This is a genomic window from Streptomyces sp. AK02-01A (assembly GCF_033795305.1).
Lineage (GTDB): Bacteria > Actinomycetota > Actinomycetes > Streptomycetales > Streptomycetaceae > Streptomyces.
In genome coordinates, this window is record NZ_JARBAE010000006.1 from 193,932 (window position 1) to 211,984 (window position 18,053).

Sequence of the window (18,053 nt, forward strand, 5' to 3'; positions counted from 1 at the left end):
GTCCGGTGGCGATGCCTTCCTTCACCTGCTCAGAGGGTGTGTCGCAGCCCGTTGCCGTCGCCGCGACCGGCGTCCTGTCCGGCGGCCTCCCGGATCATCGCCGCCACGGCGCCGGGCTGTGACAGCACAACGGCGTGCGAACCGTGCAGCACGCGTTCGGTGGCCGCCATGCGCTGTGCCATGAAGCGCTGAGCGGTGGGGTTGAGGACCTGGTCGGCGGTCGCGACGGCGTACCAGGACGGTTTGGTGACCCATGCCGGCGCGCCGGATCTACCGGTCAGCGCGCTCCGGGCGATCGGGCGTTGCGCGACGGACATCACATTCTTGACGCGGGACGGCAGGTCGGCGGCGTACACCTGCGGGAACCGTTCCTCGCGGATGTACAGCTCGGCGTCCGAGCCGCCGGGAAACAGGGTGGGGAGGGCCGCGGTGAAGATCGCATCAGCCACCGGCATGGCGGCGAAGCGGTTCGTGATGTCCAGGAGGCACTCGCCGGCGTCCAGGCCGAACGCCGCGACATAGCACAACGCCACGACATTGTCGCCGTCGGTAGCGGCGTGGGTGATGACCGCGCCACCGTAGCCGTGGCCGACGAGCACGACGGGGACGCCGACGTCACGCACCACGCTCCTGATGTAGGCGGCATCCTGCGTCAGACCGCGCAGCGGATTCGCCGGGGCGCACACTCTTGATCCGGCGGCGCGAAGGAGGCTGATGACCCCCGCCCAGGATGAGGCATCCGTGAACGCCCCATGTACGAGCACGATGGTTGGCGGTACGGGGGTGGGTTGGTGCATGTCGGTGACCTCCGACTGAGTGTGGAGGCTGCCAGCCAAGCGCATCGCGGTACGGCGGAGCATCGCGTGAACGTACCAACAGGCCCGCTCAGTCCTCGGGCAAGGCCAGGACCAGATTGGCGAGCTGGACCCGGGAGTTGACCGACAGCTTGCGGAAGACGGAGGTCAGGTGGGTGTTGACCGTGTGCGGGGAGACGACGAGGAGGTCGGCGGCCGACCGGTTGGTGTGGCCCCCGGCGACAAGGCGCGCGACCTTCTTCTCCGACGCCGTGAGGGATCCCCAGCCCTGGACGGGGCGCTGCGTGGTCGCTGCGCGGTGGCCGCGGGCCCCCGCGCCGTCCAGGTCCCGCTGAACGCGTGCCGCCGCGGCGTCGGCGCCTGACTCCGCGAAGGTGCCATGGGCGTGAGTCAGAGCGGCCACTGCCTGAGCTTTCCGGCCCGCCACCAGGAGCGCTTGCCCGAGATCGGCGTAGGCGGCGGCCTGGACCAGCGGGCGAGGGCTTGTCCTGAGCAGCGTTACGGCGTGTTCCAGCATCGCGAGATCGTTCTTCACGAGCCCCAGGGCCTGCGCCGCGAGGCCCGTGGCGCTGGGCACAGCCGGGTTACGTTCGGCGTGGGCTCCGGCCTGTGCGGCCAGTTCCTCGGCGAGCGCGTGATCTGCGCCTCGCAGAGCCATGCGTATCGCGGATTCGACCCAGGTGCGCAACAGCCGCCAGCGCATGAAGAAACCCTGCTGCTGTATCTGTCGGATCTTGTCGACGGCACGGCCGCAGTCCCCGTCGGCCTCGGCGTGGAGGGCTTCCAGGAAGCGCACCGCGGCCGTGTTGCCAGGGTTCGGTTTGACGGCCAGTCTTTCCTGCGCTGCGGCCAGGTGCCGCCGCGCGGCTACCCGATCGCCGCGCAGAAGGGCGATCTGGGAACGGATCACGCGAGCGTTCACCTGCTGGACCGGCACCTGCACGTCGTCTTCCAGGCGCTCCATTGTCGCGAAGTCGGCCTCGGCGTCGTCGAGTCTGCCGAGCCCCAGGTCGTACTGGCCCTGGGCCCACAGCAACATCGCCGGTCGCGTCACTCCGGCATTGTCGGCTGCCCGCAGGAGCAGTCGTTCGCTGGACTCGAAGTCGTCGGCGTGCAAGCGCGCGACGATCTCTTCGGGAAGGAAAGCGGAATCGACGGCGCTGAGCGCGGTGAAGCGCTCCAGCGCGACGGCGCTTTCGCCGGCGTTCTGCGCGATCTCGCCGAGTCCGGACAGGGCCAGGACGTGCGCCTCCCGGTCACCGATCGCGGTGGCGGCACGCAGCGCGGTCTCGCCGGCCTCACGCGCCGCGACAAGATCATGGTCCCGGGACAAAGCCAGCGCACGCAGGGCGGCCAGCCTCGCCCCGATCTCCGGGGTGGCGCCTCCGATCGCGAAGGCCGTTTCGGCGCGGCGGCGCAGCTCCTCCGCCAGATCCATGTTCCACAGCGTCCCGCCGAGGGCCGCCTGCAGCCGACCGAACGCCTCCAGTGGTGGTTGGTCGGCCAGCAGCCGGTCGCCGATTGCCAGCGCCTCTCGATTCCTCCCGGCTCGTGTCAGGCTGACGATCGCCCGCTCACCCACCGCGAACCTCAGCGGTCGTGCGGACGGCAGCAGTTCCAGGGCCCGCGTCATCAGGTCGGCCGCGAGGCCCGGCGTGACCGAAAGTACGTCGTCAGCGGCTCCCCGCAGCAGCGCCACGGCTTCCTCGTCTCCTGGCAGGGCGCCCTTGAGGATGTGCGGTACCGCGTCGATCGGCCGGTGGCCCGTGGAGACAAGGTGGTGGGCGGCTTCTCGGTGCAGGGCCTTCCGGGCTGACGGCGGGATGTCGACGTAGACCGCCTGGCGCAGCAGATCATGCCGGAAGACCAGATGGTCGCCGTCGTCCTCCAGGAGTCCGGCGCGCATCGCCTCTTCGAGCGCCGCGATCAATGTGCCGGACGGCTGTCCGTAGAGCCCGGCGGCGTCCTGGAAGCCGAACCTGCGCCCCAGCACCGCTCCCATCTGCAGGAAGCGCAGTGTGCTGGGCCGCAGGGACTTGAGTCTGCCGCGCACACCCACCACGAGCCCCGGAGGCACCAACTCACCGGACACATTGGCTGTCCGCAGGCCCGCGAGCATCTCGACCGCCAGAAAGGGGTTTCCGCCGGCTCCGTCGAGCAAGTCCCGTATCCGCTCGTCAACGGCCGCACCCATCGCGTCGCCGGCCAGTTGGCCGATCGCCTCGCTGGAGAGGGGCCCCAGTGACACAGTGACCGTCGGGAGGTTGCCGGTCGCGGCGTCGACGACCTCGGCCGCTGGACCAGCGGGCTCCAGCCGCCCGGTCAGCATCCATAGAACCGGCGAGGTCCGCAGGCGTGCCGGAAGCAGCTTCAGGGCAAACCGGCTCAGCGGGTCGGCCCACTGCACATCGTCCAGGGCGATCAGCACCGGGGCGCTGTCGGCTCTGGTTTCGATCGCCTCTGCCAGGCGCTCCACCAGCCAGATCCGCTGTTCGCGATGGCGCGCGAGATCGACAAGGGCATCGCCGGACACGAGCGGCTGATCGCCGTGCAGGACGCAGGCCGCCAACGATGAGAGCGGAACGATGTGATGCAGCTCATCGGCCGTGCCGAGGCCGACGGAGAATCCCGCTGCCCGGGCCCTGGCGACGACCTCAGCGAGCAAGGTGGTTTTGCCGATGCCTGGTTCCCCTCGGATGAGGGCCAGACCTCCGCTTCCGGTGCGAGCCACCGAAGCGATCAGTGCCTGCAGCTCTTCGAGCTCGACCCCTCGGCCGCGCAGACCGCAACGGGTCAGCGATCCGCCTGACCCATCCACGTACGCCCCTTCTCTTCCGCTCTCGCCGGCCGGAGTCCGGCTCAACCGATGCCGACCGGTGACTTTGCCCGCCGGCATCACCTGCCGGTGCTGGAAGGTCTCAGCGCGGGAAGAACCGCCGGGTGCCTCGGGCAGCGGATGGCCGCCTCAGGTCCCCATGAGGTGAGAACGCGCGCGGGCGGTCGTGAATTCCAGCAGGTCGCGGCTCTCCGCGGGGACGCCTTGCGTGGCCGCCTCGCGGCACGTCATGTCCATGGTCTTCGCGCGCGTCCGCGTCGCCCTGGGTTTGGCGGCCCCGTTGGTGAACGCGTACGACCACGTCATCGCATCGCTCCGGCACGCGTGCAGGTTCTCGGTTTCGCTGTCAGGTGAGGGCGCTGTGACCTGTTGTCCTTCTCCTTGTCTCAGGCCGCGTCGCTGGACGGCCGTCTCAGGAATGTGTCATTTCCTCATGCCGGGGTTCGAGGAACCGGCGCGAGGATTCCCGGAAGTGGGCTACGAGCGGGTTGTGGTCGCCTGCGCGGCCGGCGACGACCACCTGACAGGGCTCGATGTCGTCGACGGTGATGGCGGCGATGTCGTCCCGGAGTGTGTAGCGCCGGTCATACGCGGGCACGACGGCGATCGCGCGCCCGTCCGCAACGCCTTCGAGCTTGTCCTCGAAGGCGTCCACGAGCAGCGGACCGATGGGGGCAGGGGTGCCGTCCGACCGGGGTTCGAGCCGCCAGAACCCGCTCCAGACCGCGGCCATGCCGGCACAGGCCGGCAGAGGCTCGTCGGCGAAGTCGTCCATCCTGACCGACTCCTTGTCGGCGAGGTGGTGGGACGCGGGCACGAGGAGTACCCGGGGTTCGTCGTAGAGGACGGTCACGCTCAGGTCACTGTCCGGGATGGGAAGCGGCGTGCGGGCGACGAGCACGTCGACCCGGCCGTCGGGAAGGGCGCGGGTTTCGTTCCAGTCCAGATGCCGGGTGCGGATATGGGCGTCGGGATGACGGCGGCGCAGGTCCCGCACCGCGGGAGTGATGACGAGGTCCTCGACGTACCCGATGGTGATCGTGCGCGGTGGCGCCGCGGCGCGTGCGGCCCGCACCGCCTGCTGGGCGGAGTGCAGGAGTGCCCGCGCCTGCGGCAGGAAGGCCGCGCCCGCCGCGGTGAGAGCGCTGCCCTGGGTGGTGCGCTCCAGCAGACGCACGCCGAGGGTGTCCTCCAGCCGCTTGATCTGACGGCTCAGGGAGGGCTGGGCCACGTGCAGCGCGGCCGCCGCCCGGGCGAAGTGCAGATGCTCGGCGACGACCGTGAAGTACCGCACCAGCCTCAAGTCGATGTCCAGGCCGGAATCGAGCGCCGGAGCGGGCGAAACTTCATCGGGCATGCGGACACCCTACTCGTGATACCGATTCTGCATGAGGGGGTGCGAAACAGGTCTTGGACGCCCTGCCGCAGACGGCTGTTGACTCGATGCCGTCCCTCCGTGACCGCCCCGGAGGGACATGATCCGCAGGCCGATTCCTGAAAAAGAAGGTGTCCACCATGGGCAAGTACGAGGGCAAGAACGTCGTGATCACAGGAGGCAGCAGCGGACTGGGCCTGGCCACCGCCCGGCTCCTGGTGGGCGAAGGGGCACGGGTGCTCATCACCGGGCGTAATCAGGCTGCGCTGGATGCCGCCCGCGACCAGCTCGGCGACAGCGCGAGCGCGGTACGCAGCGACGCGTCGTCGTTGGCCGACATCGACGCGCTGGCCGACCGCGTGAAAGCCGAGTTCGGCACGGTCGACGCCCTGTTCGCCAACGCGGGTGTGAACGGATTCGCACCGTTCGAGGCGACGAGCGAGGAGCTCTTCGACGAGTTGCTGACCATCAACACCAAGGGCCCGTATTTCACGGTGCAGAAACTCGTCCCGCTGCTGGCCGAGGGCAGTGGCGTGGTGCTCACCACCTCGGTCGTGAATGTGCTGGGCCTTCCCGCGCTCAGCGCATACGCGGCGAGCAAGGCGGCCCTGCGCTCGATGACCCGCAGCATGGCCCGCGAACTGCTGCCGCGGAAGATCCGCGTCAACGCGGTCAGCCCCGGTCCGATCGACTCCGGGATCCTGGAGAAGTCGATGACCCCGGAAGCGGCGGAACAGACGAAGGCACAGATGGCCGCCGACATCCCCATGCTGCGCGTGGGCACCCCCGACGAGATCGCCAGGGCAGTCGCCTTCCTCGCCTTCGACGCCACCTTCACCACCGGCGCCGAACTCGCCGTGGACGGCGGCGGTTCCCAACTCTGACAGGAGTCTCCGTCCTGGGCGGGAGCGGCCCCACACCGCGCTCCCGCCCGTGTCGTCCCTCCCGGACGAGCCAGGAACGGCCCACGAAGTCACGATGCCGTCATATGACCTTGAGCGAGCCACCCCGTGCCCACCGTTACCGGTCCGCCGGGCTCGGATTCGCCGTCGCCCGCTGTCGGAGTTCGGTGGTCCAGTAGAGCAGGGCGATGAGCGGAAGGGCGGCACCGAGGACAGTGACGGCGGTCCAGCCTCCGGCGTGGTAGAGGACGGAGCCGAGCTGGGAGCCGATCGCGCCGCCGATGAAGAACACCGCGATGAAGGCGCTGTTGAGACGGGCGCGGGCGGCGGGGTCGAGCTGGTAGACGACGTGCTGGCCGAGGACGAGAGTGGTCTGTACGGCCATGTCGATCAGGATCGCGGCCAGGGCGATCAGGACAATACTGTGTCCGCCGAACCCGGCGACCGCGAAGGCCAGGGCTGCGACCAGGAAGGCGACGCCGGTGATGGGACGTGCCAGCTTCCGGTCCGCCCAGTGTCCGGCGAACGGGGCGATCGCCGCTCCGGCCGCGCCGACGAGGGCGAAGACGCCGACTCCGACCTCTGAGTAGTGGAAACGGGGACCGGTCAGGACGAAGGAGACAGTGGTCCAGAAGGCGCTGAAGGCGCCGAACATCGCCGCCTGGTAGAGGCCGCGGCGCAGCAGTGCCGGGTGTGTGCGAACCAGCCGGAGGGTCGACCGCAGCACGGCGTGGTAGGGGACGGTGGTGGTCGGTGCGTGCTGCGGCAGGGCCACGCGCAGGGCCACGGCGAGCAGGGCCATGAGCCCGGCGGAGCCGAGGAAGACGACGCGCCAGCCGGCGAGGTCGGAGACCAGGCTGCTCAGGGTGCGGGAGAGCAGGATGCCGGCGAGCAGGCCGCTCATCACGCGGCCGACGATGCGGCCCCGGGCGTGGTCGGGAGCGAGGCTGGCGGCAAAAGGCACCAATATCTGGGCCACGACCGAGGTGGCGCCGCTGACCAGCGAGGCGATCAGCAGCATGGGGAAGCTGGTCGCGAGTCCCGCCGCCACGAGGGCGAGGGTCGTGATCGCCAGCAGGACGGTGACGAGGTTGCGTTTCTCCAGCCGGTCGCCGAGCGGGACCAGGAAGAGCATGCCGATCACATAGCCGACCTGGGTGAGTGTGATCAGTGCGCCGGCGGTGGTGGTGCTGGTGTGGAAGACGTCGCTCAGCGTGGACAGCAGGGGCTGGGCGTAGTACAGGTTGGCGACCGTCATTCCGGAGGCGACGGCCAGGAGCGCGACCAGCCAACCCGGCACGCCGTGAGGGGCCCTGGCGGTCGCGCGCCGGCGCTGGCTTTGGACGTCGGGTGATGCGGACATATGCACCTTCTTGACGGGGCGAACCGGGAAACCGGCTCGGACGGACGTGCTGTGCGGTGGTCGGCAGCGTCTTCGATGCCGTCACGCACCCGTAAGCGTCGGTCCGCCCCTTGATGCTTCCTCGCCGCTCGCGATGGTTCGGGATTGCAGTCATCTCCATCGGAGATGAGCATGGCCGGGCGCCGTTCCGACGGTGGCGAAAAAGGCGGCGGCGCCGCCGGTCACCGTGGCAGCACGGTCTCCAGCCACTGCAGAAGTTCGGGGGTCACGGGGTCGGTGATGTCAGCGAACTCGTCGTGCTTCTTGAGGAATTTTGCGACGTAGGGGCAAACCGGCACGATGCGCTTCCCGGAGACACGTACGTCGGCCAGGGCCTGCTGGACGAGGAGCGAGGCCAGGCCTTGACCGGCGAAGGCGTCGTCGATCTCGGTGTGGTAGAAAACGCGCCGGTCATCGCGGTCGCGGTAGGCGGTGAAGCCGGCGGTTTCGCCGTCGACCAGGATTTCGTAGCGGTGCTTGGCGTCCACTCGCTGGACACTGGGAGCGGTGGCGGCGGGCTGTGTCATCGGGTGCCTTTCAGCGGCGTGGGGTTCTTGCGCGGAGCGATGGTGGCATGGGGAAGGGCCGGCGCGGGAAGACGGTCGCCGTCATAACCACCGACAGTGCCGAAGCGGTCGGACGCGTTCTCCCAGGCTTCTCTGGCTTCGGCGATGTCTTTATGGTCGCGGCCGATGAAGTTCCACCACATGACGATCTGTTCCTCGAACGGCGTCCCGCCGAGCAGCACCACCCGAGCGGGGGAGGACGTCTCGTTCGCCAGGGTCAGCGTGTCGTTTCCCGTGCCGAGGTAGCCCAGTTCCGCCGGGCGCAGGAGTGTTCCCGCCATGCGGACGTCCCCGTGATCGACGAGAAGACCGTACTCGAAGGCGGAATCTACCGGGAGTGTTGTCGTCGAGCGCGGATCGAGGACGAGCTCGGCGCCGAGCAGGGGCGTAAAGGTAGGTACCGGAGAGGTGTCACCGGCGAGGGATCCCAGGAAGACTCTGATCTCCGCTTTGTCCAGCCGGACCGGGCTCGGGACGTGGTGCCGGAAGTCACGGTCGGCATGCCGGTGCTCTTCGGGCAGAGCCACCCACAACTGGACGCCGTGCAGGGTCGTGGTGCGAGTGGTGGAGACTTCCGAATGGCTGATGCCGTACCCGCCGGTCATGAGATTCAGTTCACCGGGCCGTACGAGCGCGTGGCTGCCCATGCTGTCGCGGTGCTCGATCTCTCCGCTGAACAGCCAGCTCACGGTCTGAAGGCCGGTGTGCGGATGCGGAGCGACGTCCATGCCGCCCGAATCGGCGACGTTGTCGGGGCCGTAGTGGTCGACGAAACACCAGGCTCCGATCAGCGTGCGGGCACGCTGCGGCAGTGTGCGCCGTACCGTCATCGCTCTTGGCCCGCCCAATGGGACGTCCCGCGCGGTCAGCACGTCGACCCGCTGCGCGGCCTCACCCTGGCCCGCGGCCCCGCGATGCGGCGCGGCGGGATCCACTTCGACGTTACTCATCGCACGCCCTTTCACACCCGAGAATGATTTCATATTCAATGATCATGCTTGATAGTAAAGTCCCTGCCCCAGCACGTGCACGGCACAGAGAGCGACGGCCGAGAGCGGCCTTGAAGGAGTCCACGTTGGGTGACACCGCAGCAGATCCCGCGCGCCGGCGGGTCTTCATCGACAAGCAGAGTCCCAAGGCCTACCACGCACTGGTCGAGACGGCCGATGCGGTCCGTGCGGTCGCCGCCGAGGCGGGGCTGGACCGTGGCTTGGTAGAGCTGATCAACCTCCGCGTATCGCAGATCAACGGCTGCGCCTACTGCCTCAACGTGCACACCAGGGCTGCGCTCCGCGTCGGTGAGACCCCTCAGCGTCTGGGCGTGCTCGCCGCCTGGCGCGACACCGAACTGTTCACGGCACGGGAACGCGCGGCACTCGCCCTGGCGGAGGCGACCACCGAACCGGCGAACGCCGTCGCGCAGGAGAGCGCCTACGAAACAGCTCGTCAGGTCCTCAACGACGACGAGATCTCCGCGGCGATCTGGGTGGCGATTACCATCAACGCGTTCAACCGGGTGTCCATTCTGAGCAAGCACCGCGTCACTCGGATACCCGGTTCCGCGGGTGGGTGATCGCCACCTCGGTCCGCTCAGCAGGCAGCGCGCAGGGATCAGATCGGTAACGGGGCCGGGGGCGCTCACGGTGACCGCGTGAGGTGCGCGAGGACCGGGGCGGGGTCAGCGGACCGTGGCCTGGACGGCCTCCTCGATCAGCGTGATGACGTGCTCGGGATGGGCGAGCATCACCAGATGCGAGGAGTCGACCTCGACGCTGGTCATGCCGGCCCGCTGGTAGCCGTGTCGCTCCACATCGGGGTTGATCGTGTGGTCGGCCGTGGCGACCAGACCCCAGGAGGGCTTGGTCTTCCACGCCGCCGCCGGTGCCTTCTCGGTGAATGCCTGGGCGGCAAGCGGACGCTGGGAGACGGCGAGGACGGCTGCGAGGCGGGGGTCGACGTCGGCCGCGAAGACAGACGGGAATGTGTCGATCCGGACCGACACGTCGGTGCCGGGAGTGGTGGAGCCCTCGATCGGGAAGGGGGTGTAGACGAGCGCGCCGGCGAGGTCGGAGTCGGGGAAGCCGCCCTGCAACTCGCCCAGGCTCTCGCCCTCGTCGAGGGCGTAGCCGGCCAGGTAGACCAGCGCTCTGACGTTGTCCTCCACGCCGGCGACGGTGATGACGGCGCCGCCGTAGGAGTGTCCGACCAGGATGACCGGTCCGGGTATTCCACGGACGATCGAGGCGATGTAGGCGGAGTCGCCGACCAGGCTGCGGTTGGGCACCGCCGGTGCCACGACATCCAGGCCGCGGGCGATCAGCTCGGGGATGACACGTGCGTAGCTGGACGCGTCGGCGAAGGCGCCGTGGACCAGGACGACGGTGGGCTTCTCGGAACGGGACACGGCACAACTCCCTGTTGCTGTTGATGTGGTGGCGATCGGATGATGCGCGGCCGGAGATGGGGAAAGGTCCGCTGCCTGTGCCGGGAGCGAGTGACACCAGGAGACAGGGACGGCTGCCTCGACCGAGGCGTTTCACCAGGCGGACCGGCGCGGACAGTGTCCGAGCCGGGCGATGGACCGCGCAGGCTTGAACACCACATTACGGGCGGCCGGTGAAGGTGTCTTGCCTCTTGGCGCACCACGTGTGGTCCGTTGGTGCACCACATGTGGTCCGCCCGAAGGGTGAGGGGATGGACGTCCTCGAAGGCATTGGGCGGCAGCGGACCGGGAAACGTCCCTTCCCTGGCACTTCCAGGCAAGGAGCAATGCGTTCGAAGGCAACAGGCGGCGATATGTTCGCTCTAGTGTGATGACATTCCGTGCCGAGAATGCCCGGATGTCGGATGCCGATGAGCCGGTGCCGTCTCCACAACGCTCTGCCTCATCGAGCTCATCGAGACGGAGCACGGTCTTGCGCGCACCAGTCACTCCTGACGAAGGGACGAGACCTTGCCGCACATCACCGCGGGCCAGGAGAACTCCGCCACCATCGGCCTCTATTACGAGGACCACCGCACTGGGCAGCCGGTCGTCCTCATCCATGGTTTATCCATGGGTTCCCGCTCGCCTGCACTCAAGATTCTTCTGCTGCAAATTCTGCGTGAGATTGTTCCTTCAATTCTTCCTGGACTGTTGGACGTCGAAACTGTGTCATTGGTTGCGCCGGCTCCGGAAGCTGGTCGATCACGATCTACGTGGAGGGAGACCGATGTCCATTGTCCTGTCCACCGCGCCGCTGTCCGCCTCCGACCGGGCGGAGCGCTGGCACGAAGCTGTGCGTAGTGCCTTCGTACCACTGGATGTGACTCTCCTCGAAAGTGAGCCGTCACCTGGAACGATTGTCAGTAATCAGCTCGGGTCCCTGCGGATATCCAGCGTCCAGGCGGGACCGCAGATAGCGACGCGCAACCGGCGTCTGATTTCGCAGGACGGCCAGGAATCACTTATCCTCAGCCTTCAGCACCGAGGCACCGCAATTAAGGAGCAGGACCGGCGAGAATCTCTGATAAAACCGGGTGAATTCTCCATCAGTGACGCGTCGCGCCCGCTCAGAAAGAAACTCGACGGAGAATTCAGCTTCACCTCGTTCCAGTTCCCTCGCAAAGAGCTTCATGTGCGGGACGAAGATCTTCGGGCGCTGACCGCAACCGCCTTCGCCAGCGACGAGGGCAGCGCCGCGCTGTTGGCAACCTATCTGGCGCGCATGGCGCGCGAAGCGGCGAGCTTCGACGACACCATCGGCCGTCGAGTCGCCGCCACCGCGCTCTGTCTTGTGGAGCTGCTTATCGAAGAGCGGTGTGGTCGCTTCTCTTCCGTGGCCCCGCAGCCCGGCGCGGCCATGCTTGTACGTGTGAAGGACCACATCATGCGAAATCTTTCCGACCCTGACTTGTCACCGTCAAAAATCGCCAAAGCGCACTTCGTGTCGGTTCGCTACGTCCACAAGCTGTTTCAGATGGAGGGCGTTACGTTGGGCGGGTGGATTCGGACGCAGCGACTGGAGAGATGCCGCCAGGATCTTCTCCGTCCCATGGCCAAGGAGTTGGGAGTGGCGGCCGTTGCCAGGGACTGGGGTTTTGCGAATCCCAGTCACTTCAGCCGTGCCTTTCGTGCGGCTTACGGTATGACGCCTCGCGACTGGCAGGTCGAGGGCCTGTCCGGTAAACGGCGCATCAATGAGAGCCATTGAATGTTGCCGTTCTCCTTCGGATCCGAACGCTAATCCGTCGGTGCGTGCACTCGGAACTGGTCGGCAGTAAGGCCGTCGAGCCGCCCGCGGGTCTTCGCGTTGCGCACGGTCAGGTCCGTGTCGAAGTCGATAGCGCGGGGCAGCAGCCCGCCGACCGGCACCGTGGACGCCTTTTGATGACCTCCTGTGGGATAAAAACGTCGATATCCTCCAAGCGGTAGCGGCAGCGGCAGGCGAGGAGGGAAAAGCCCCATCGTTACAGCGCCTACAGTTACGAGGACATGAACCCTGGCGGGCTTGCGATGAAATGCATCCGGCCCAGCCGTTCTCTGACTGCTCCGCCACGTTATCTCGGGCCGATGTGTCCGTGCGTCCCGGTAGCGCACTGATTTCTTGCTGCCAGTGCACACGTTTTTCTTTCAGTGCGCTGCGAGGCCAGAGCCGGTGCGCTGGTGGGCAATTCCGCTTCGCCAGGACGGTTTAGCCTGGTCAGCGGCGTCCGTGCAGTCCTATTACGTCCGCTTCGGAGCCCGTTTGCCGGATGGGCCGGCATTCACAAGAAACGCAGGAGTTTGTTATGCAGGATGTTGTGGAGCCCACGCGGCCGGTACTGGAGCCGGCAGCGGCCGCGTTCGCGGAGGCGACCGCGAATCCTCCCTACCTGTTCGATCTGCCGCCGGCCGAGGGCCGCAAGGCGGTGGACGAGGTGCAGTCCGGTGAGATCGACAAGCCGGCCGTGGACGAGGAGTGGATCACGGTCTCGGGCGGTCCGACGGGCAGTGTGCGGGCTCGGATCGTGCGCCCGGCCGGTGTCCAGGGCACCCTGCCGGTGATCCTCTACATCCACGGCGCCGGCTGGGTGTTCGGCAACGCTCACACTCACGATCGTCTGGTGCGCGAGTTGGCTGTCGGCGCCGGCGCGGCGGTGGTGTTCCCCGAGTACGACCTCTCCCCGGAGGCCCGCTACCCGGTCGCCATCGAGCAGAACTACGCGGTCGCGCAGTGGGTTGTCCAGCAGGGTGCCTCCAAGGAACTGGACGGTTCCCGGCTGGCCGTGGCCGGCGACTCCGTGGGCGGCAACATGTCCGCCGCGCTGACGCTGATGGCCAAGGAGCGCGGCGACGTCGCGCTGGTGCAGCAGGTGCTGTTCTACCCGGTCACCGACGCGAGCTTCGACACCGCCTCGTACCACCAGTTCGCCGAGGGCTACTTCCTGCGCCGTGACGGCATGCGGTGGTTCTGGGACCAGTACACGACCGACGAGGCCCAGCGCGCGGAGATCACCGCCTCGCCGCTGCGCGCCACCACCGAGCAGCTCACCGGTCTGCCGTCGGCGCTGGTCATCACCGGCGAGGCCGACGTCCTGCGCGACGAGGGCGAGGCGTACGCCAACAAGCTCCGCGAGGCGGGCGTGTCCGTGACCGCGGTCCGCTTCCAGGGCATCATCCACGACTTCGTGATGCTCAACACCCTCCGCGAAACCCACGCCGCCCAGGCGGCAATCACTCTGGCCGTCACCACTCTGCGCACCGCGCTGCACGCCGGCTGACCCGACGCCCACAGCCACCAGCACCAAGGAGAAAAACAACATGGCCACCAAGCCCACTCCGACGGTTGTTCTCGTGCACGGAGCCTTCGCCGACGCCGGCAGTTGGTCCGGGGTCATCGCGGAGCTTCAGAACCACGGCGTCGCGGTGGTGGCGCCGTCCAACCCGCTGCGCGGCCTGGCCTCCGACGCCGCGTACATCGCCTCCGTGGCGTCCCAGATCGACGGTCCCGTCGTCCTGGTGGGCCACTCCTATGGCGGTGCGCTCATCACCGTGGCGGGCATCACGGAGAATGTCGTCGGACTCGTCTACATCGCCGCCTACGCCCTCGAAGAGGGCGAGAGCCTCGGCGAGCTCCAGGGCCGCTTCCCCCTCTCGCCGCTCGTGAGTAACCTCAAGCAGGCGACCTACCCTGTCGAGGGTGCGGATCCCGCGGTCGAAGTCACGATCAAGGCCGAGGCATTCCCGGCCATCTTCGCCGCCGATGTGCCGGCCGCCGTCACCAAGGTCCTCGCGGTGACGCAGCGCCCGCTGGCGGCGGGAGCGTTCGAGGAAACGGCCTCGGCGGCCGCATGGAGGACCAAGCCCTCCTGGGCGCTCGTCGCTGGGGCGGACCAGGCGATCAACCCAGAGGTGGAACGCTTCGGCGCCACGCGGGCCGGGGCGACGATCGTCGAGATCGAGGGCGCCTCGCACGCGATCGCCGTCTCCCAGCCCAAGGCCGTGGCAGAGCTGATCCTTGACGCGGTACGCGCGACGAGTTAGCAAGCCGACTCAGCCACCGCCCCATCGCCAAGCGCGGCGACGATGCCGGCAGCGGCAGCGATCTTGGGCTCAGTTGATGAAGCCGTTGAGTTCGGCCCGGTCTCGTCGCACCTGTTCTCGTGCGGAGCCGAGTGCTCGGGGAAGCTGGTTGACGGGGATCGATGCTTCGTGTGTGTGTCTTGCCAACGGAGCGAGCTGAGCAGTGGTGTTGCTCAGGACTGTCCGGTAATCCCAGGCGGGCGCGCGATTGTTGGCTCCGGCACTTCGCCGCGTTGTCGGAACGCCCGGTCCCGTATGCGAGCGCCTCTCCGCCTTGCGACGCACCCCTTCGGCCGTCTCGCCGACCAGCGGAAACCGGCATGACGTCACCCAGTCGATGCCCCTACTGGACGCGTAACCCGACATCCGCGGTGTGCGCGGGCGGCCGCGTCAGAGGCCGAGGGCAGCCACAACCGGTCGCGACCAGGACGCCGGAACAACAACCGGAACGTCTGATCGACCCAACCTCGGCAAAATGAAGCCCACCAGGTCCTCGCCGCTCATGGTGAGCCGCGCGAAGTGTTCCGAGATCCGCGCTGCATGGGCGTGCGTGGAGGTCGCTGCTCCGGCGCCAGACCGCCCGTACGAGCGGCCTGGCGCCAGGGTGGTCTGCGAAACGGTGGGACGGAATCCCGTGGGCGTCCGTCACACCAGCAGGCCGCCTATGCGGCGACGTGGCGTCAGTTGACAGACGAGGCCGCGTCGAGGATGACGTTGGTCACCGCGCTCGGCTTGGTGACCAGGGACAGGTGGCCGGCGTCGACCTTGGTGATGTGTGATTTCGCGCGCTTGGCCATGGAGAGCTGCTCGGCGGGCGGAATGACATGGTCCGCCGTTCCGACGATGGCCCATGACGGGATCGTCTTCCAGGCGGGTACTCCGGACGGCTCCGAGCCGGCGCTGACCGCGAACGGCCGCTGGCCGGCGGAGAGGAGCTGTGCCTGGTCGGCCGGGACCCCGTTGGCGAAGCAGCCGTTGAAGCCCTTGTAGTCGGCGTTGGGCGCGACCTTGAGGTAAGCGTCGTAGTCGCCTGAGGGCGAGTTCGGATACGTCACCAGGTTCAGGAACGTCGACGGGTCGCCGCCGACGCATGAGCCCGGCTTGGCGGCGTTGATCTCGAAGACCGTCTCTCCCTGCTCAGGTACGTAGGCGTTGTCGTAGACCAGCGCCTTGACGTTGCTGTTGTGGGTCGCGGCGTTGGTGATGACCATGCCGCCGTAGGAGTGTCCGACCAGGACGACCGGACCGGGAATGGTCGCCACGAAGTTGGACAGGGTCTGTGCGTCGTAGGAGACGCCGCGCAGCGGGTTCGGCGGGGCGTAGACGGTGTAACCCTCGTGCTGAAGGCGCTCGGTGACCGCGTTCCAGCTCGACGCGTCCGCCCAGGCCCCGTGTACCAGCACGATCGTCGGCTTGGGGCCGTGGTGCTTGGAGGGAGCGGCGTGCTTGGAGGGAGCGGCCGCCTGCGCGGTCACCTGGGCGCTCGTGGCCAGTCCGGCAGTGGCGGCCAGGACGCCCGAGGCGACGAGAAGACGCGTCTTTCGACCCCGCATTATCTGAGCTATTTTCACTGTGCATCCTTTTTCAGCCCTGACAGGGCCCTTGTGGTGTCCATCAAAAATGTGTGGACGGTTTTCAGCGGTGGAACCGGGCTGTGACCGGACAGTCACCCACTGATCGGTGGAGGGCCGGTGGGACCGGCTGATCGGGGCGACGGCGCGCGGGTCTCGGCGCTCGGTGATCCTGGGGAAGACGGGACGGTTCGGACCGCAGGGCCACTACCACCCGTTGCCGCCGTTGAAGTGCTTGCGGCGATATCGACGATAGCCGCGCTTTTGAGTGCTTTCTGGAAGGAGAGCGCACAAACTCGGTCCTGTGAGTGCACTGTTGGTGCGGGCTCGAAGTCACTCCACGTAACGCGCCGTTCGATGCCAAGTGCCCTGATCGGGCGGTGAGCCAAGTCCTCACGCGGGTCTTGGCGAACAACCGCGTGGACATGGGGGTGCGGTCACCGGGCTCGCCCGCCTCGACCGAGCGAAACTGTGCGGCGTGGTGCGGCACTCGAAGCCAGTGCCGGTTGCCGCTGTGAACCCCTGCGCCCGGCCGCACGGGGGGCCGCGGTCAGTGCCCGCCAAGTAAGTACACCAGTGCCTTGACGTTGTCCTCTGTTCCGGCCACGGTGATGACGGCGCCCCGGTAAGGCGCCCGACTGGGTCGTCTTGCCTGTGCGTGCTCGCCGTTTGTCCCTCCACGCATGGCTTTACGGACGACGCCACACGCACCGTGACGGCTGCCGGAGCACAGGGGCTCCACCCCAGCGGAGTGAACGACCTGTGCGGCACCGCGCCGAACCGGATCTGTCGCCCTCGGACTGTCCGGGACACTCACGGTGCGCAGGGAGCCCGCGGCCGATTCTTCCTGTGATTCTTCCTGGTCCGTGCGGCCCCCAAGCAGTTTCCTGGTGATGCACGGGCCGGCTCCGAGCGCCGGTCGATCACATGCCCAAGAAGGTATCTGGTGGCCATAGTCGTTTCCACTGCTCCACTGCCCGCACCGGAACGAAAAGAACTCTGGCACGAGGCGGTGTCACGCGCCTTCGTGCCGCTCGACGTCAATCTCCTGGAGAAGGAGCCGTCGGCCGGAACGATTTCCAGCCAACGGCTTGGCGTTATGCAGATCTCCAGTGTCGAGGCGGGACCACAGGTGGTGACACGCAGTAAACGTCAGATTTCTCAGGATGGCAAGGAGTTTCTTATTGTCAGCCTCCAGGAGCGAGGCACGGCAATAAAGGAGCAAGACGGACGAGAAGCCCTGATAAAGCCCGGTGAATTCTCGATCTCCGACTCCTCCCGCCTGTTCAGAAAGAAATGTCGGGACGATTTTCGTTTCACCTCTTTTCATTTTCCTCGCGAAGCGCTTCGTGTGCGGGAGGATGATCTCCGGGCGGTGACCGCGACAGCCTTCAGTGGTACGGAGGGAGTTTCCGCACTGGTGGCGACATATTTCGCGCGTATGGCGCGGGAAGCAGCCGGCTTCGACGACATCGTCGGCCGTCAGGTCGCCGCCACCGCGCTTGAGATGCTGGCGATGCTGGTCGACGAGCGGCGCGGCCGCTTCACCTTCCAGGCGCCGGAGACGGCCGCGGCCACACTTCTGCGGGTGAAGGACCATATCTTGCGGAACCTTTCCGACCCCGACCTGTCACCGCATGCGATCGCCGCCGCGCATTTTGTCTCGGTTCGCTATGTGCACAAATTGTTCCAGATGGAAGGAGCCACGCTGGGCGGATGGATTCGTACTCAGCGCCTGGAGCGATGCCGCCAGGATCTTCTGCGGCCCCGGGCCAGGGAGCTCGGCGTGGCGGCCATCGCGCGACGTTGGGGTTTCGTGAGCGCCAGCCACTTCAGTCGGGTCTTTCGCGCGGCTTACGGTATGACGCCTCGCGACTGGCAAGTTCACGGCCTGTTCGGTGAAGAGCGGGTCGCCTTGGGCGCTTGAGGTCTCTCAGTCCGGCGAGCGCGCCGTCGAACTCGCGGCCCTGCGGCGGCCAGGAGGGCAGTCGCGCAGGCGGAGACTCCGGCCGCGACGCACCGCGACCGGCGGAATGTCGCGC

General features: G+C 67.5%; 14 protein-coding genes and 1 pseudogene. 7 read left to right on the top strand and 8 right to left on the bottom strand.

Features of this window, described 5'->3' with window-relative positions; translation table 11 throughout:
- Nucleotides 1-29 precede the first annotated feature (29 nt).
- The 3 genes from PV679_RS09325 to PV679_RS09335 all read right to left on the bottom strand — a co-directional run bounded on the left by PV679_RS09325 (nt 30) and on the right by PV679_RS09335 (nt 5,008).
- On the bottom strand, nt 30-842 hold the full coding sequence (locus PV679_RS09325) for an alpha/beta hydrolase (RefSeq protein ID WP_319679671.1): 813 nt from the start codon (nt 840-842) through the stop codon (nt 30-32).
- Between the two features lie 43 nt (nt 843-885).
- A complete protein-coding gene (locus PV679_RS09330; RefSeq protein ID WP_319679624.1) occupies nt 886-3,633 on the bottom strand; it encodes a helix-turn-helix transcriptional regulator in 2,748 nt (915 codons plus the stop codon).
- Between the two features lie 430 nt (nt 3,634-4,063).
- Nucleotides 4,064-5,008, bottom strand: a complete 945-nt coding sequence (locus PV679_RS09335; RefSeq protein WP_319679625.1) for a LysR family transcriptional regulator — start codon at nt 5,006-5,008, stop codon at nt 4,064-4,066.
- 158 nt (nt 5,009-5,166) lie between these two features.
- On the opposite strand from PV679_RS09335, the gene PV679_RS09340 reads away from it, so the two are divergent.
- A complete protein-coding gene (locus PV679_RS09340) occupies nt 5,167-5,910 on the top strand; it encodes a glucose 1-dehydrogenase (RefSeq protein ID WP_319679626.1) in 744 nt (247 codons plus the stop codon).
- Between the two features lie 136 nt (nt 5,911-6,046).
- Here PV679_RS09340 and PV679_RS09345 read toward each other — a convergent pair whose 3' ends face one another.
- The 3 genes from PV679_RS09345 to PV679_RS09355 form a co-directional block, all read right to left on the bottom strand.
- A complete protein-coding gene (locus PV679_RS09345; RefSeq protein WP_416069680.1) occupies nt 6,047-7,228 on the bottom strand; it encodes an MFS transporter in 1,182 nt (393 codons plus the stop codon).
- A gap of 284 nt (nt 7,229-7,512) precedes the next feature.
- Complete coding sequence (locus tag PV679_RS09350) at nt 7,513-7,857, bottom strand: GNAT family N-acetyltransferase (protein ID WP_319679628.1); 345 nt, start codon at nt 7,855-7,857, stop codon at nt 7,513-7,515.
- Nucleotides 7,854-8,846 (bottom strand): pirin family protein, encoded by a 993-nt coding sequence (locus tag PV679_RS09355; RefSeq protein WP_319679629.1) that lies wholly within the window; start codon nt 8,844-8,846, stop codon nt 7,854-7,856. The genes PV679_RS09350 and PV679_RS09355 overlap by 4 nt, the downstream gene beginning before the upstream one ends.
- A 125-nt stretch (nt 8,847-8,971) precedes the next feature.
- Between PV679_RS09355 and PV679_RS09360 the strand changes: the two genes are divergently transcribed.
- The gene (locus tag PV679_RS09360; protein WP_319679630.1) at nt 8,972-9,469 is read left to right on the top strand and encodes a carboxymuconolactone decarboxylase family protein; all 498 of its coding nucleotides are present in this window, start codon (nt 8,972-8,974) and stop codon (nt 9,467-9,469) included.
- Between the two features lie 105 nt (nt 9,470-9,574).
- On the opposite strand, the gene PV679_RS09365 is transcribed toward PV679_RS09360, so the two are convergent.
- Nucleotides 9,575-10,300, bottom strand: a complete 726-nt coding sequence (locus tag PV679_RS09365; RefSeq protein WP_319679631.1) for an alpha/beta hydrolase — start codon at nt 10,298-10,300, stop codon at nt 9,575-9,577.
- Nucleotides 10,301-10,849: 549 nt separating this feature from the next.
- On the opposite strand from PV679_RS09365, the pseudogene PV679_RS09370 reads away from it, so the two are divergent.
- From PV679_RS09370 to PV679_RS09385, 4 genes and pseudogenes are all read left to right on the top strand, one after another.
- Nucleotides 10,850-10,966: pseudogene (locus PV679_RS09370) on the top strand (alpha/beta hydrolase); the annotation flags it as partial.
- Between the two features lie 142 nt (nt 10,967-11,108).
- A complete protein-coding gene (locus tag PV679_RS09375; protein WP_319679632.1) occupies nt 11,109-12,089 on the top strand; it encodes a helix-turn-helix domain-containing protein in 981 nt (326 codons plus the stop codon).
- A gap of 577 nt (nt 12,090-12,666) precedes the next feature.
- Nucleotides 12,667-13,638 carry an alpha/beta hydrolase gene (locus PV679_RS09380; protein WP_319679633.1) on the top strand — a complete coding sequence of 324 codons (972 nt, stop codon included), beginning with the start codon at nt 12,667-12,669 and terminating at the stop codon, nt 13,636-13,638.
- 40 nt (nt 13,639-13,678) lie between these two features.
- Nucleotides 13,679-14,401 (top strand): alpha/beta hydrolase, encoded by a 723-nt coding sequence (locus PV679_RS09385; RefSeq protein WP_319679634.1) that lies wholly within the window; start codon nt 13,679-13,681, stop codon nt 14,399-14,401.
- Nucleotides 14,402-15,120: 719 nt separating this feature from the next.
- Here the strand turns inward: PV679_RS09385 and PV679_RS09390 are convergent.
- Nucleotides 15,121-15,993 (bottom strand): alpha/beta hydrolase, encoded by an 873-nt coding sequence (locus PV679_RS09390; protein WP_319679635.1) that lies wholly within the window; start codon nt 15,991-15,993, stop codon nt 15,121-15,123.
- A gap of 964 nt (nt 15,994-16,957) precedes the next feature.
- On the opposite strand from PV679_RS09390, the gene PV679_RS09395 reads away from it, so the two are divergent.
- Nucleotides 16,958-17,938 (top strand): helix-turn-helix domain-containing protein, encoded by a 981-nt coding sequence (locus PV679_RS09395; protein WP_319679636.1) that lies wholly within the window; start codon nt 16,958-16,960, stop codon nt 17,936-17,938.
- Nucleotides 17,939-18,053: the final 115 nt, after the last annotated feature.

What these genes read in the sequence shown, in the direction of transcription:
- PV679_RS09355 (WP_319679629.1), bottom strand. Translation starts at nt 8,846, where the DNA reads ATGAGTAACGTCGAAGTGGATCCCGCCGCGCCGCATCGCGGGGCCGCG.
- PV679_RS09325 (WP_319679671.1), bottom strand. Translation starts at nt 842, where the DNA reads ATGCGCTTGGCTGGCAGCCTCCACACTCAGTCGGAGGTCACCGACATG.
- PV679_RS09380 (WP_319679633.1), top strand. Translation starts at nt 12,667, where the DNA reads ATGCAGGATGTTGTGGAGCCCACGCGGCCGGTACTGGAGCCGGCAGCG.
- PV679_RS09335 (WP_319679625.1), bottom strand. Translation starts at nt 5,008, where the DNA reads ATGCCCGATGAAGTTTCGCCCGCTCCGGCGCTCGATTCCGGCCTGGAC.
- PV679_RS09340 (WP_319679626.1), top strand. Translation starts at nt 5,167, where the DNA reads ATGGGCAAGTACGAGGGCAAGAACGTCGTGATCACAGGAGGCAGCAGC.
- PV679_RS09375 (WP_319679632.1), top strand. Translation starts at nt 11,109, where the DNA reads ATGTCCATTGTCCTGTCCACCGCGCCGCTGTCCGCCTCCGACCGGGCG.
- PV679_RS09385 (WP_319679634.1), top strand. Translation starts at nt 13,679, where the DNA reads ATGGCCACCAAGCCCACTCCGACGGTTGTTCTCGTGCACGGAGCCTTC.
- PV679_RS09390 (WP_319679635.1), bottom strand. Translation starts at nt 15,993, where the DNA reads ATGCGGGGTCGAAAGACGCGTCTTCTCGTCGCCTCGGGCGTCCTGGCC.
- PV679_RS09350 (WP_319679628.1), bottom strand. Translation starts at nt 7,857, where the DNA reads ATGACACAGCCCGCCGCCACCGCTCCCAGTGTCCAGCGAGTGGACGCC.